Origin of the sequence: Paraburkholderia sp. GAS448 (assembly GCF_050435685.1) — a bacterium.
GTDB lineage: Bacteria > Pseudomonadota > Gammaproteobacteria > Burkholderiales > Burkholderiaceae > Paraburkholderia.
This window is the reverse complement of record NZ_JBNDKT010000033.1, coordinates 19,540-32,053: the sequence shown is the minus strand read 5'-3', so window position 1 is coordinate 32,053 and position 12,514 is coordinate 19,540. Positions and strand designations below refer to the sequence as shown.

Sequence of the window (12,514 nt, the reverse complement as noted above, 5' to 3'; positions counted from 1 at the left end):
GAACCTGGCGCGGAATGCTGCCTGTGCGACAGGTGCCTGTGGACCGCAAAGCCCGGGTTTCTCCGGCTGGAAAACGCGTCTTTTTATATATAATATTTGATCTCATGGACGACGCAACGAGTGGTTTTCCCTTACACGAAGGCACGGCGCCACTTCTTCTGCCGGCGGCGGCGCCACGGGCGAGCACGTCACGCGTGATCGCGGACGCGCTGCGCGCGGCGATTGTCGACGGCACCCTGGCGCCAGGTGCACCGTTGCGCCAGGACACGATTGCGCGGCATTTTTCGGTCAGCGCGATTCCCGTGCGCGAAGCGCTTCGGCAACTCGAAAGCGAAGGCTGGGCGAAAGTCGAGATGCACAAGGGCGCGACGGTCGCGCCTTTGTCGGCCGCCGAGGCGCGCGAAATCTACGAGATCCGCTCGGCGCTCGAGAGCCTCGCGATCGGGCTGGCGATTCCGGCTCACACTGCCGCGACGCTGCGCGAATCCGAAAAGCTCCGCGAGGCCGCCGAGCGCGAAGCCGATCCCTCTCTGTACGTCACGCGAAATGAAGCCTTCCATATGAGCCTCTACGCGCCCGCCGGACGGCCACAGCTCACCGAGATGCTCGTCACGCTGCACCGGCGTGGCGAACGCTATCTGCGCCTCAAGTTCGGCCTGCCGAGCTACAAGGGCGAATCCGACCAGGAACATGCCGCGCTGATCGACGCCGTGCGTCGAGGTGACGTTGCCACCGCGCAGACGCTGGTTGCGCAACATCTGCTCGGCACCGGCGATCTGCTCTATCGTTTCCTGAACGAACGCGCACAGGCTGAGGCCGTGCAGACAAAAACCCGCAAGCCACGGGCGGCACGCGCGTCCAGCACGCGCGCGACCGTGCCCACTTCAACCGGGAGCTGAATCCGCCGATGAACCCATCCGTCGAAACGTCACCTCAAACGGCCGCTGCGGCAGCCGGGCCCGCAGCGCGATCCTGGACCACGCGCCGCGACGAAAAAAACCGCCGTCTCGCGGCAATCGCGCCGTGGGTGCAGGACGGCGTGCTATCGGCAGCACGCATCGTCGACGCGCTGGAAACGTTGATTCGTCCGGGCGATCGCGTCGCGCTGGAAGGCGATAACCAGAAGCAGGCCGACTTCCTGTCGCGCTCGCTGGCGAAAGTCGATCCAGAGAAGGTTCACGACGTTCATCTGCTGATTTCGACCATCAACCGCCCCGAACACCTGACGCTGTTCGAGAAGGGCATCGCACACAAGGTCGACTTTTCGTTTGCCGGGCCGCAGAGCCTGCGCGTGGCGCAACTGCTCGAAGACGGCCAGCTCGAGATCGGCGCGATCTACACCTACGTCGAGCTCTATGCGCGGATGTTCGTCGACCTGACGCCGAACGTTGCCCTGCTGTGCGCGGAGAAAGCCGACCGGCACGGCAATCTCTACACGGGACCGAACACCGAAGACACCCCCACCATCGCCGAAGCCGCCGCGTTCCGGCATGGCATCGTGATCGTCCAGGTGAACGAGATCGTCGACGAACTGCCGCGTGTCGATATTCCCGGGTCATGGGTCGATGTCGTCGTCGAGGCGGACCGGCCCTTCGCTGTCGAACCGCTCTTCACGCGCGATCCACGCCACATCGGCGACCTGCAGGTGCTGACCGCGATGATGGTCATCAAGGGCATCTATGCGCCGTACGGAATTACATCGCTGAATCATGGCATCGGCTTCGATACGGCCGCGATCGAACTGCTGCTGCCGACCTATGGTGAAGCGCTGGGGCTCAAAGGCAAGATCTGCCGCAACTGGACGCTCAACCCGCATCCCACGCTGATTCCCGCGATCGAATCGGGCTGGGTGGAAAGCGTGCATTGCTTCGGCAGCGAGGTCGGCATGGAAGCGTATATCGAGGCGCGTCCCGATGTGTTCTTCACCGGCAGCGACGGCAGCCTGCGCTCGAACCGCGTGCTGTGCCAGCTAGCCGGGCAATATGGCGTCGACCTGTTCATCGGCTCGACCTTGCAACTCGACGCGGATGCGAATTCATCGACGGTGACGCGTGGCCGGCTCGCGGGTTTCGGCGGCGCACCGAACATGGGCCATGACCCGCGCGGGCGGCGTCATTCGAGCGAAGCCTGGCTCAAGCTGCTGAAGGATCAAGGCCCCGTTTCGCGCGGGCACAAGCTTGTCGTGCAGACGGCGGAAACCTACAAAAAAGGCGGCGAACCGACCTTCGTCGATGAACTCGACGCGGTGGCCGTGGGCACGAAAAGCGGCATGCCGGTCGCGCCGGTGATGATCTATGGCGACGATGTGAGCCACGTCGTCACCGAGGAAGGCATCGCCTGTCTGCACAAGGCGGAAGGCATGGAAGAACGGCGTGCGGCCCTGGCCGCGGTCGCCGGCGTGACGCCGATCGGTCTGCGCGCAAAGCCTGAGAAAACCGCTGAACTGCGCCGGCGCGGCATCGTCGCGTATCCGGAAGATCTCGGCATCCGGCGCGGTGAGGCAAAACGCTCGCTGCTCGCGGCACGCAGCATCGACGATCTCGTCACGTGGTCAGGCGGGCTGTACTCGCCGCCCGCACGGTTCCGGAGCTGGTGAGCCCATGGCAGCGATGGCTGACACCATGGCGCCGCGGGAAACGTGCGCGAGTGCAACCGTCGCGGCGGCTCCGGCTGGGCTGCCCGACGCGCAACTTGCCCGGCTCGCCGTCGATGCGCTGATCGACGAGGCGCACCTGACGCCCAAACCGGCGCTGGTCGACCGGCGCGGCAGCGGAGCACACCGCGACCTCGATCTGGCGAAGATGATCCGCTCCGCGCTGGCACTGGAACCGACCTTCGTTGCGCTCGCGCGGGCATCGCGCAATCGCGCCCCCTCCGCTACGCTGCGGGCCGAACTCGCGCAGATCGGCCGCACCGGCGAAATCGCGATGATGCAGGCCACCGGCGGCAGCAACGCGCATCGCGGCGCGATCTGGATTCTCGGCTTGCTGGTTGCGGGCGCGGCGATCTGCGAAACAACACCTTCGGCTTCCGATGTGATCAAGGGCGGGGGCTCGTCGGTCAATGCATTTTCATGCCGCGATAGGGATGTGGCTTCCGTCAATGAGGTATCGCGCGGCGCTTCTCGCTCTGCTGGAACGCGTACCGGCCCGGCGGGCCATATCGCTGCAGCTACCTTCAGCAGAAACAGCGCGTCGCTTGCGGCACCTGCATCGCGTGTCTGCAAACTCGCCGCCCAGATTGCCTGTTTCCCCGATAGATTCGCCGCGCCCACCGACAGCCACGGCGAACGCGTGCGCCGCACATACCGTGTCGGCGGCGCACGGCTCGAAGCCCAGGAAGGCTTTCCGCACGTGATCGACGTCGGTTTGCCCGCGCTCGCTACGGCACGCGCAAACGGCATCGCGGAAGACGCTGCGCGCGTCGACACATTGCTGGCGATCATGGCGTCGCTCGACGACACTTGCCTCCTCCATCGCGCGGGCCTCGCCGGCCTGCACGTCGGCAAGGAAGGCGCGCGCCACGTGCTCGCCTGCGGTGGCAGTTCCACCGCAGAGGGGCGTATGGCGCTCGCGACGCTCGAAAGCAAGTTGATGTCGCTCAACGCATCCCCCGGCGGTGCAGCCGACCTGCTCGCCGCCACCCTCTTCATCGACAAGCTGGCTTCGCACGACGCCGGCGGGAGTGCTGCCTCATGGAACATCTGACTTTCGACTATCCGGCGCGACGCGCCGTCACGACACGCGCACACGTCGGCGTGGTCGGCTCCGGCGACCTCGAAGTGCTGCTGTCGCCCGCCGCGACGATGACCGCGCAGGTGGTCGTCCGAACGAGCGTCGACGGCTATAGCCACATCTGGAAGAGCGTGCTGGACCGGTTCTTTACCCGCTTCGACGGTGCCGCACAGATCGAGATCAACGACTTTGGCGCGACGCCCGGCGTCGTCGCGCTGCGGCTTGCCGAGGCGGCCGAAGCTGCAGCCGCCGCCGAAACAGGAGACAACGCATGAATACAGGCGCGACGCCTCCCACACCCTTGCTGCGCGAGAGCTTCATCGAACTGTCCGCGCGCGAGCGCGCACGCGCACTGCTCGACGCCGGCACGTTTCGCGAACTGCTCGGACCGTTCGACCGCATCGAGTCGCCGTGGCTGCCGATGCAGGGCATCGTCTGTCAGGCCGACGACGGCGCCGTCATTGCGCGCGGCACGATCGATGGCGAGCCGGCGGTGGTCGCCGCCATCGAATCGGCCTTCCAGGGCGGCAGTATCGGCGAGGTATCGGGCAGCAAGATCGCGGCCGCGCTCGAACTCGCGCTGCGCGACTGCGAGCGTGGCCGGATCGTGCGACCGGTCGTGCTGTTCGAGACCGGCGGCGTGCGTTTACAGGAGGCCAATCTCGGTCTCGCCGTCATCGCCGAAATACAGGCAGCCATCGTTGCGCTGCGCCGGCACGTACCGGTGGTCGGCGTGATTGCGGGGATGGTCGGATGCTTCGGCGGGATGTCGCTGGCGGCCGCGCTGTGTTCGTATCTGGTCGTGACGAAACAGGGGCGGCTTGGCATGAACGGGCCCGAAGTCATCGAGCAGGAAGCGGGCATCGATGAACTCGACGCCAGCGATCGACGCCGCGTCTGGCAACTGATCGGCGGCGAGCAGCGCGCGGCGACAGGCCTCGCCGACACGCTCACCGAAGACGATTCCAGCGCCGTGCGCAATGCGGTGCGGCACGCGTTTGCACAGGGTGTGCCGTCGGCGCATCGCAGCGAACAGGTCGATACGTATCTCGCGCGGCTCGCGCAGATCGATCCCGCGACCGTCACCCCCGAATCGATGCGCGCGGTATTTGGCTCGCAGGCCCGGAACCCGTCGAAGGAGGACGCATGAACGACACGACGCTGACACGCGGCGCGCGCTGGTTTCGCGCCCTCGCTGGCGATCTCCGCGCGGACGCACCGGTCTGGAGCGGCGAAGCGCAACTGGGCGCTGAAAACGCGCGCTTTATCGCCGTCGTCCCGGACCCGGACAACCGCTTCCCGCGCGCGACCGATAACGTCGTTGGGCTCGAGCAGGGCTGGCGGCTCGCCCGCGCCGTGCGCGAGGTTATCGACGAAGACGCCCGCACCGGCAGCACGGGCGCACGCCGGCCGATCGTCGCGATCGTCGACGTTAAAAGCCAGGCGTACGGCTATCGCGAGGAGATGCTGGGCATCCATCTCGCGTGCGCGGCGGCCGTCGATGCGTACGCGTCTGCGCGCGCCGCGGGGCATCCGGTGATTGCGCTGATCGTCGGGCCCGCGATGTCCGGCGCATTTCTCGCGCACGGTTACCAGGCAAACCGGATTGTCGCGCTGGACGCGCCCCGCACGATGGTTCACGCGATGGGCAAGGAAGCGGCAGCCCGCGTCACCCGTCGCACGGTCGAAGAACTCGACGCTCTTGGCGAGACGATCGTGCCGATGTCGTATTCGATGGCGTCTTTTGCGAAGCTCGGCCTGCTCGATGAATTGATCGAAGGCGTCGACGCCGATGCTCCGGATGCCGCACAGATCGATCGCGTTCGCCAGGTTCTGATCGACTCGGTTCGCAGTGCGCGTGAGGGATCGCGTGACCTGTCGCGTCGGCTGACATCGGGCGCCGCGAGGAAGACGCGAGCCGCTTCGATCGAAGTGCGCCAACGGCTCGCCGAACAGTGGGACGCCGTGTGATGCGCGTGTGCGCCCCGCCACCGTTTCGCCTCGACGAGGCCAGTACCGCGCCTTCGGGCGACACACGCTGGCAGCCGCACGATCTGCTGAAACTGCGACGCCTCCGCCACGACATTAGTGAACCGCCGTGGGTTCGCGACGCGTTCGCGCGCGCACCGTTCGCGGTTGTGCGGCGTGCGCTGGCCGCAGCGGGCTTCATCGCGATTGGCGTACGTGGCGACACTCGGCAACAGCGTTACGGGGCGTGGGCCGAAGTCGACGACGTGGAAGCGGCCGTCACACCTGAAGAACTTGTGGACGTCGATTCTTCTGGCGAGCGGCGTACACTTCCCGCGTTCGTCGCGTTGACCGCCCTCCGCAGCAACGCGGCGACTCTCGCTGCATTCAGATGGGGGCCGACGGGAAGCGTCGGTTTTGAACTCGCAACCGCGTTCCCGGCCGTCACTTCGTCAAGCGATCTCGATCTGCTGATTCGCGCGCCCGCACGGCTCACTCACGAGGCCGCCGTCGCAATGCTGAGCGAACTGCATGCCCATGCAGGGCGCGAGGGTATCCGGATCGACGCGCAGGTTGAAACACCCGCAGGCGGCATAGCCCTCGCGGAACTCGCAGCGGGCAAGCCGCGTGTCATGGCGCGCCATTCGCAAGGTCCCGTGCTCGTCGCCGACCCGTGGTCGACCACCGGCGGCCGCGACTGATGCTTACGTATCTGTTCCCCGGTCAGGGCGCGCAGCAGGAAGGCTATCTTCGCCGGCTGCACGAACAGGCAGCGTTCAAGGAAACGCTCGACGAAGCCTCACATATTCTCGATCTCGATATCCTGACGCTCGATACGCCCGACGCCCTGCGTTCGACGGTCGCGGTACAGGTCGGACTTGTCGTGGCCGGTGTTGCAACGGTACGCGCCCTCGCTGCGGAACATATTGAGCCGGACATCAGTGCGGGGCTCTCGGTGGGCGCCTACCCGGCCGCCGTGAGTAGCGGCGCGCTGGCATTCGACGACGCACTCCGTATGGTGAGAAGACGAGCGGAATTGATGGAGACGGCCTGGCCATCAGGCTATGGTCTTGCCGCGATTGCCGGGTTGTCCGAGCATCAAGTGGAAAAGCTCGCTCATGATCACCAGCACGACGGCCACACACCGGTTTATATCGCCAACGTCAATGCTCCCCGCCAGATCGTGATGGCTGGCTCCGATGCGGCGCTCGACGCCTTCATTGCACGCGCCCTGGCAGCCGGTGCGCGTAAGGCAACCCGACTGGCAGTCAGCGTGCCTTCGCATTGCGTACTGCTTGCCAAGGCCAGCGAAGAACTGCTCGCCTACGCGAAAGACATCAAGTTTCGCGCCCCGCTTGGCACGTATATCGGCAACCGCGGCGGTCGCCCTTTACACACGGCCGACGCGATCCGCGACGATCTCGCGACGAACATGCGTTACACGGTGCGCTGGTACGACGCGCTAACAGCGATGATCGAAATGGGCGGCCGCGTGCTGATCGAAGCCCCGCCGGGGCAGGTGTTGAGCGACATCACCCGCGAAGCCTTTCCGGACGTAACCGTCGTCGCCGCAAGCTCAATGGCGTTTGACCGGCTCGTTGCAACTATACGGCGACGCACTGGGGCTGACGGCGGTTAATGACGGATAATGACGGTTAATGACGGTTAATGGCGGCTGACAGCCGGCCAACATCAAACCAGCCGACACCCTATTCGACGAAAAACTCCTGCAACGTCGACAACGCGTTCGACAGCGCCAGGTCCGAGACTGCGCCCGCTTTCTTCACGAGCCGCGCCTTGTCGACGGTGCGGATCTGGTCGAGCAACACCAGCCCCTTCTTGCGCTGAAACGTCAGCGGCACGCGAAACGGCGCCGGCTTGCTGCCGGTGGTCATCGGCGCGACTATCACGGTGCGCAGATGATCGTGCAACTCGGGCGGCGACACCACCACGCAAGGCCGCGTTTTCTGGATCTCGCTGCCGATGGTGGGATCGAGCGCCACGAGCCATACTTCGCCGCGCGCTACCACTCGAACCCCGCGTCCTCCGCGTTCGGAAACTCGCCCATTACCAGACGATCGTCGCCTGACGCAGCCAGCGACTGGCTTGCATCTGCCCAGCCTTCACGCGCTTTTTTCGGCGGACGGCGCAAGACCAGCGCATCCCCTTCTACCTGCATATCCACTTCGTCCTCCAGTCCCAGTTGGGTCAAGATCGGTTTCGGAATCAGTACGCCGTGCGAATTGCCCATCTTGCGGATCGTCGTTTTCATGGCGTCACCTGAAGCAGAATGTTATGCGGTTGAGGATGAGATGTAAATACAATGTTGGTACATTCTAGCACGGCAAACGGCATAGGATGGATCTCAATGCGGCCGCCCGTCGCCGCCCCTCATTGGCTGTCATCGCCAGTCATTGCCGACGCTCGATCACGCGGCGACAGCACCGCAATTGTGTCGACGGACAGGTCCACGAAAATTCGGCTGCGTGCGTCGTTCAGCCGCCGGATGTAGTGAGGCAAACAGCCTACCCATCTCAAGACGGAAAAGCATCTGAGAGTAATCGGCACAGGAAGCTTCTATGGGGCGTCGAGATCGTCGGGCGGTACTGCGGCTATCCGACCGGCGCTTACGTCAGTGATCGTATCGGTCGCAAGCGTGAGTTCGTCACGTTCGCGGTGGCTTCATTTGAAATCGCGCTGATCTCAACTTCGGCCGCGCCGTCGGAGCGACGTTCCCGTTCCTGATCGGCTACGTGTCACAGACGATGGCGTCTGGGCACGCCATCGGCGTGTTCGCCGCAGCCGCGTAGGGCATCGTGATTCTCGCGGCGTTGACGCTGCCTGAAACGCGCGAGAAGCAACTGCTCGCGCTTCACGCCTGATCTCGCACCGTCGCCCGATGAGCGCGAAACCAGGTGCTGCTCCTCCGGCAAAACCAGTACGCGCTCTAGCGCCCGCCCGACTTCTGCAAGGCACCCGCCGGCGTATGCCCCATCGCATTCGGATCAGGGTCGACCGCGTGCTCATCGCGTGACGACCTCGCGCGCTTCCTGCCTGCCGTCGCGACCGCTCCTGTCCCGCCAGGCCGCCGCGCGCCGCGCGCCTGACGCTCGATCAACCGTTGCAGCAGACAGAACGCACAGAGCAGCGCGCCGATCACGATGCGCGTCCACCATGAACTGAGCGTGCCATCGAACGTGATCAGCGTCTGGATCGTACCGAGAATGCCGACACCGAAGAGCGAGCCGATCACATAGCCGACGCCCCCAGTCAGCAGCGTTCCGCCGATCACGGTTGCAGCGATTGCGTCGAGTTCCATGCCCTGCCCCTGCAAGCCATATCCCGACAGCACATAGAACGTGAAGACCGCGCCGCCAAGCGCCGAACAAAAACCACTCAACGCATAGACGCCGATTCTCGTGCGCGCGACCGGCAAGCCCATCAGCAAGGCGGATCGCGCATTGCCGCCGATCGCATAGACGTTGCGACCGAAGCGCGTAAAGTGCGCGACGTAGACCGCCACGGCGAGCGTCGCCATCGCGATCAACACGTTCGCCGTCACCGAACCTGTACCGAGGTTCAGCCGATACGCGGAAATCGCCTTGAAAGTCGGGTCGGAGATCGTGATCGACTGGGTCGTGATCAGGAAGCACAGGCCACGCGCGAAGAACATGCCGGCAAGCGTCACGATAAACGCCTGCAGACGGAAGAAGTGAATCAGCGCCCCTTGCACAGCGCCGAAGAGCGTCCCCATCAGGAGCACGATCGGCAGGATCAGCCACACCGAAAGATGCATACGCTCTGACAGCACGGCCTCAACGATCGTCGTCAGCGCGACGACCGAACCCACTGACAGATCGATCCCGCCGGACACGATCACGAAGGTCATGCCGATCGCGACGATCAGCAGGAACGCGTTGTCGACCAGCAGGTCGAGCAGCACCTGCCACGAGAAGAAGCCGGTGTACATCACCGAGCCGAAACCGAACAGCGCGCAAAACAACGCGATCGTGACAGCAAGCGGCAATGTGCGCGGATCGACGATGCGGGCGCAGGCAGCAAAGAGGCGGCTCATCGTGCCACCCCGCGCGACGTGAAGAGCGACATCGCCATCGACCGCGCCGACGGCGACTGGATCACACTCACCGCCAGCACGACTGCGGCCTTGACGACGAGCGTCGCTTCGGGCGGCACGCCGATCGAATACGTGGTGTACGTGAGCGTCTGGATGATCAGCGCGCCCAGCACCGTCCCGGCAAGGCTGAACTTGCCGCCGAGCAGCGAGGTGCCGCCCAGCGTGACCGCGAGAATCGCATCGAGTTCAAGCAGGAGGCCTGCGTTGTTGCCGTCCGCGCTGCGTACGTTCGAACTGATCAGAATGCCCGCGATCGACGCGGTCAGACCAGAAAAGGCATACACCGCAAACACGATCGCCTTCGAGCGCAAGCCGACGAGCCGCGTCGCCACCGGGTTCACGCCGATTGCGCGAATGAAGAGGCCAAGCGCGGTGCCTTCGACCAAGAGCGCCGTCGTCAGCACGGCGACGGTCGCGATCCACACGGAGAACGGCACCCCGAGCAGATAGCCGCCGCCGACGAACAGATACCCCGGCGCGCCGATCGGGATGATCTGCCCGGCTGTCAGCAACTGCGCGACGCCGCGGCCCGCGACCATCAGGATCAGCGTCGCAATGATCGGCTGCATCCCGACGAAAGCAACCAGCAGCCCATTCCACATGCCGCTCAGCACGCCGACCACGAGGGCCGCGCACAGCGCCTGCGCGATCAGCGAGGAGGTGGGCACGGCATTGCTCGCCAGCACCGTCGCCGCCGCCGCCCCGGCAATCGCGACCACCGCGCCGACCGAGATGTCGATGCCGCGTGTCGCGATGACGAGCGTCATGCCGGTCGCGACGAGCACGAGCGGCGCGGCGCGATTGAGGATGTCGATGGGCGCGCCGAACAGATGGCCATCGAGGATGCGCATCGAAAAGAAATGCGGATTAACCCACAGGTCGAGCAGGCACAACAGCGCCAGCGTCACACAAGGCCAGACGAGCGGTCGGTCGGCGCCGTCGCGCCCGAGCCAGTTCGGGATCTTCATTCGGCGTTTCCTGCGATGAGTCGATAGATGTCGTCTTCGTTCGATACGTTGCCCGCAACTTCTGCGATCTTGCGACGGTCGCGCAGCACCGCCACCCGATGGCTCACACGCACGACTTCGCTCACCTCGGACGAAATGAACAGGATGCCGAGGCCTTTGCCGCACAGCGCAAGCATGCGGTCCATGATCTCGAACTTCGCGGCGACGTCGATGCCTCGCGTGGGCTCGTCGAGAATCAGCAGCCTGGGGTCGGTGGCGAGCCAGCGCGCGAGGAGCGCCTTTTGCTGGTTGCCGCCGGAGAGCAGTCCGATCGGCTGATCGGCGTCGGACGCCTTGATGCCGAGGCGTTCGATCCACATGTCGGCAATCTCCCGCGCGCGATAGCGGCTGATCTTGCGCAGCCAGCCACGTTTTGCCTGCAACGCAAGCAGGATGTTCTCGCGGATCGACAGGTCCGCCACGATGCCCTCTTTCTTGCGATCTTCCGGGCAGTAGCCGATGCCATGGCGAACCGCGTCGTGCGGCGAACGTAGCCGCGTCGCCTGACCGCCGATCGTGATCGTGCCGCTGTCCGCGCGGTCCGCCCCGAACAGCAGCCGGGCGGTTTCCGTGCGGCCCGATCCCAAGAGACCGGCGAGGCCGAGAATCTGGCCAGGTTGCACGTCGATGTCGATCGGCTGGATCATGCCGCGGCGCCCGACACCGCGCAGCTCGACGAAGGGCGGTACTTTGGCTTTGTCCGCCGGCGCTTCGCGCGCGGCTTCCTTGAGCCGCGTGCTCATCCGTTCGTGGCCGACCATCTTCGAAACGAGCCGGTCCGCCGACAGGTCGCGCGCCAGATATTCGCCTTCTCGCTCGCCATTGCGCATGACCGTAATGCGATCCGAAATCGCGTAGGTCTGTTCGAGAAAGTGCGTGACGAACAGGATCGCGATTCCAGATTGCTTAAGATTCCTGAGTATCTCAAAGAGTTGCGCAACCTCACCGTCGTCGAGGCTCGAGGTGGGTTCATCGAGAATCAGCACGCGCGCATCCACTGAAATCGCCCGCGCAATCGCCACCATCTGCTGTACGGCGATCGGGTACGCGTCGAGCGACTTCGTCACGTCGAGCGAGACGTTGAGCCGCGCCAGCGCGGCCTGTGCGCGGCGCTTGATGTCGGCCCAGTCGATCGCGCCGAACCGCTTCGGCTGACGTCCCGCGAAGATGTTCTCCGCCACTGACAGGTTCGGGCACAGGTTGACCTCCTGATACAGCGTGCGGATGCCGGCGGCTTCGGCTTCCTGCGGCGACGCAAACTGCACGGGCTCGCCGGCGAGACGTATCTCGCCGCCTTCGGGCGCAAACACGCCAGTCAGCACGTTGATCAGGGTGGATTTGCCCGCGCCATTCTGACCCATCAGCGTATGCACTTCGCCGGGATAGAGACGGAAATCGACGCTTTGCAATGCCTTCACGCCCGGAAACGTCTTGCTGATACCGATCGTTTCGAGCACCGGCGCGAGATCGCCCGGCGCCTCGCCATGCGGGAGCGTGGCAGCGGACATCGGGCGGGTTGGAGAAGAGGACGGTTCGGGTGTCTGATGGGCCATAGACCGGATCGGGTCGGTTGAAAAGACGCCGTCCGTTATCGCTTTAACGGACGGCGTTGAGGCACCACACTGGAGAAAAGCAAAGCTGAGGAACTCGCTGGAAGCCGTTCCCAGCCG

The 12,514-nt window shown here is 64.9% G+C and carries 14 protein-coding genes; 9 read left to right on the top strand and 5 right to left on the bottom strand.

Annotated features, from left to right (window positions below):
- Window positions 1-104: 104 nt before the first annotated feature.
- Genes P3T23_RS37035 through mdcH form a run of 8 tightly spaced genes read left to right on the top strand, consistent with a single transcriptional unit; the run spans window position 105 to window position 7,341 of the window.
- Window positions 105-899, top strand: a complete 795-nt coding sequence (locus P3T23_RS37035; RefSeq protein ID WP_429321017.1) for a GntR family transcriptional regulator — start codon at window positions 105-107, stop codon at window positions 897-899.
- Between the two features lie 8 nt (window positions 900-907).
- Window positions 908-2,596: a malonate decarboxylase subunit alpha gene (gene mdcA / locus P3T23_RS37030; protein ID WP_429321016.1), complete on the top strand. Its 1,689-nt coding sequence runs from the start codon at window positions 908-910 to the stop codon at window positions 2,594-2,596.
- 25 nt (window positions 2,597-2,621) lie between these two features.
- Window positions 2,622-3,707, top strand: coding sequence for a triphosphoribosyl-dephospho-CoA synthase (locus P3T23_RS37025; protein ID WP_429321069.1), 1,086 nt, complete (start codon window positions 2,622-2,624; stop codon window positions 3,705-3,707).
- On the top strand, window positions 3,695-4,009 hold the full coding sequence (locus P3T23_RS37020) for a malonate decarboxylase subunit delta (protein WP_133666281.1): 315 nt from the start codon (window positions 3,695-3,697) through the stop codon (window positions 4,007-4,009). Before P3T23_RS37025 ends, P3T23_RS37020 begins: the two co-directional genes overlap by 13 nt.
- Window positions 4,006-4,884 carry a biotin-independent malonate decarboxylase subunit beta gene (locus P3T23_RS37015; RefSeq protein WP_429321015.1) on the top strand — a complete coding sequence of 293 codons (879 nt, stop codon included), beginning with the start codon at window positions 4,006-4,008 and terminating at the stop codon, window positions 4,882-4,884. Before P3T23_RS37020 ends, P3T23_RS37015 begins: the two co-directional genes overlap by 4 nt.
- A complete protein-coding gene (mdcE, locus tag P3T23_RS37010; protein WP_429321014.1) occupies window positions 4,881-5,705 on the top strand; it encodes a biotin-independent malonate decarboxylase subunit gamma in 825 nt (274 codons plus the stop codon). Before P3T23_RS37015 ends, mdcE begins: the two co-directional genes overlap by 4 nt.
- Window positions 5,705-6,403 carry a malonate decarboxylase holo-ACP synthase gene (locus P3T23_RS37005; protein WP_429321013.1) on the top strand — a complete coding sequence of 233 codons (699 nt, stop codon included), beginning with the start codon at window positions 5,705-5,707 and terminating at the stop codon, window positions 6,401-6,403. Before mdcE ends, P3T23_RS37005 begins: the two co-directional genes overlap by 1 nt.
- Entirely contained in the window at window positions 6,403-7,341 is a 939-nt protein-coding gene (mdcH, locus tag P3T23_RS37000) for a malonate decarboxylase subunit epsilon (RefSeq protein WP_429321012.1), read from the top strand. The genes P3T23_RS37005 and mdcH overlap by 1 nt, the downstream gene beginning before the upstream one ends.
- 70 nt (window positions 7,342-7,411) lie before the next feature.
- On the opposite strand, the gene P3T23_RS36995 is transcribed toward mdcH, so the two are convergent.
- Both P3T23_RS36995 and P3T23_RS36990 read right to left on the bottom strand, forming a co-directional pair.
- Window positions 7,412-7,732: a type II toxin-antitoxin system PemK/MazF family toxin gene (locus P3T23_RS36995; protein WP_429321011.1), complete on the bottom strand. Its 321-nt coding sequence runs from the start codon at window positions 7,730-7,732 to the stop codon at window positions 7,412-7,414.
- Window positions 7,726-7,974, bottom strand: a complete 249-nt coding sequence (locus tag P3T23_RS36990; protein ID WP_429321010.1) for an AbrB/MazE/SpoVT family DNA-binding domain-containing protein — start codon at window positions 7,972-7,974, stop codon at window positions 7,726-7,728. Before P3T23_RS36990 ends, P3T23_RS36995 begins: the two co-directional genes overlap by 7 nt.
- 86 nt (window positions 7,975-8,060) lie before the next feature.
- Between P3T23_RS36990 and P3T23_RS36985 the strand changes: the two genes are divergently transcribed.
- Window positions 8,061-8,447, top strand: a complete 387-nt coding sequence (locus P3T23_RS36985) for a hypothetical protein (protein ID WP_429321009.1) — start codon at window positions 8,061-8,063, stop codon at window positions 8,445-8,447.
- 202 nt (window positions 8,448-8,649) lie between these two features.
- Here the strand turns inward: P3T23_RS36985 and yjfF are convergent, their stop codons facing one another.
- The 3 genes from yjfF to P3T23_RS36970 are packed head-to-tail and all read right to left on the bottom strand — an operon-like array spanning window position 8,650 to window position 12,352.
- Window positions 8,650-9,777, bottom strand: a complete 1,128-nt coding sequence (yjfF, locus tag P3T23_RS36980) for a galactofuranose ABC transporter, permease protein YjfF (RefSeq protein WP_429321008.1) — start codon at window positions 9,775-9,777, stop codon at window positions 8,650-8,652.
- Window positions 9,774-10,805, bottom strand: coding sequence for an ABC transporter permease (locus P3T23_RS36975; protein ID WP_429321007.1), 1,032 nt, complete (start codon window positions 10,803-10,805; stop codon window positions 9,774-9,776). The genes yjfF and P3T23_RS36975 overlap by 4 nt, the downstream gene beginning before the upstream one ends.
- On the bottom strand, window positions 10,802-12,352 hold the full coding sequence (locus tag P3T23_RS36970) for a sugar ABC transporter ATP-binding protein (RefSeq protein WP_429321068.1): 1,551 nt from the start codon (window positions 12,350-12,352) through the stop codon (window positions 10,802-10,804). The genes P3T23_RS36975 and P3T23_RS36970 overlap by 4 nt, the downstream gene beginning before the upstream one ends.
- Window positions 12,353-12,514 lie beyond the last annotated feature (162 nt).

What these genes read in the sequence shown, in the direction of transcription:
- P3T23_RS36975 (WP_429321007.1), bottom strand. Translation starts at nt 10,805, where the DNA reads ATGAAGATCCCGAACTGGCTCGGGCGCGACGGCGCCGACCGACCGCTC.
- P3T23_RS37015 (WP_429321015.1), top strand. Translation starts at nt 4,006, where the DNA reads ATGAATACAGGCGCGACGCCTCCCACACCCTTGCTGCGCGAGAGCTTC.
- P3T23_RS36985 (WP_429321009.1), top strand. Translation starts at nt 8,061, where the DNA reads ATGGATCTCAATGCGGCCGCCCGTCGCCGCCCCTCATTGGCTGTCATC.
- P3T23_RS36990 (WP_429321010.1), bottom strand. Translation starts at nt 7,974, where the DNA reads ATGAAAACGACGATCCGCAAGATGGGCAATTCGCACGGCGTACTGATT.
- P3T23_RS36970 (WP_429321068.1), bottom strand. Translation starts at nt 12,352, where the DNA reads ATGTCCGCTGCCACGCTCCCGCATGGCGAGGCGCCGGGCGATCTCGCG.
- P3T23_RS37035 (WP_429321017.1), top strand. Translation starts at nt 105, where the DNA reads ATGGACGACGCAACGAGTGGTTTTCCCTTACACGAAGGCACGGCGCCA.
- yjfF (WP_429321008.1), bottom strand. Translation starts at nt 9,777, where the DNA reads ATGAGCCGCCTCTTTGCTGCCTGCGCCCGCATCGTCGATCCGCGCACA.
- P3T23_RS37020 (WP_133666281.1), top strand. Translation starts at nt 3,695, where the DNA reads ATGGAACATCTGACTTTCGACTATCCGGCGCGACGCGCCGTCACGACA.
- mdcH (WP_429321012.1), top strand. Translation starts at nt 6,403, where the DNA reads ATGCTTACGTATCTGTTCCCCGGTCAGGGCGCGCAGCAGGAAGGCTAT.
- P3T23_RS37025 (WP_429321069.1), top strand. Translation starts at nt 2,622, where the DNA reads ATGGCGCCGCGGGAAACGTGCGCGAGTGCAACCGTCGCGGCGGCTCCG.
- mdcE (WP_429321014.1), top strand. Translation starts at nt 4,881, where the DNA reads ATGAACGACACGACGCTGACACGCGGCGCGCGCTGGTTTCGCGCCCTC.
- P3T23_RS37005 (WP_429321013.1), top strand. Translation starts at nt 5,705, where the DNA reads ATGCGCGTGTGCGCCCCGCCACCGTTTCGCCTCGACGAGGCCAGTACC.
- mdcA (WP_429321016.1), top strand. Translation starts at nt 908, where the DNA reads ATGAACCCATCCGTCGAAACGTCACCTCAAACGGCCGCTGCGGCAGCC.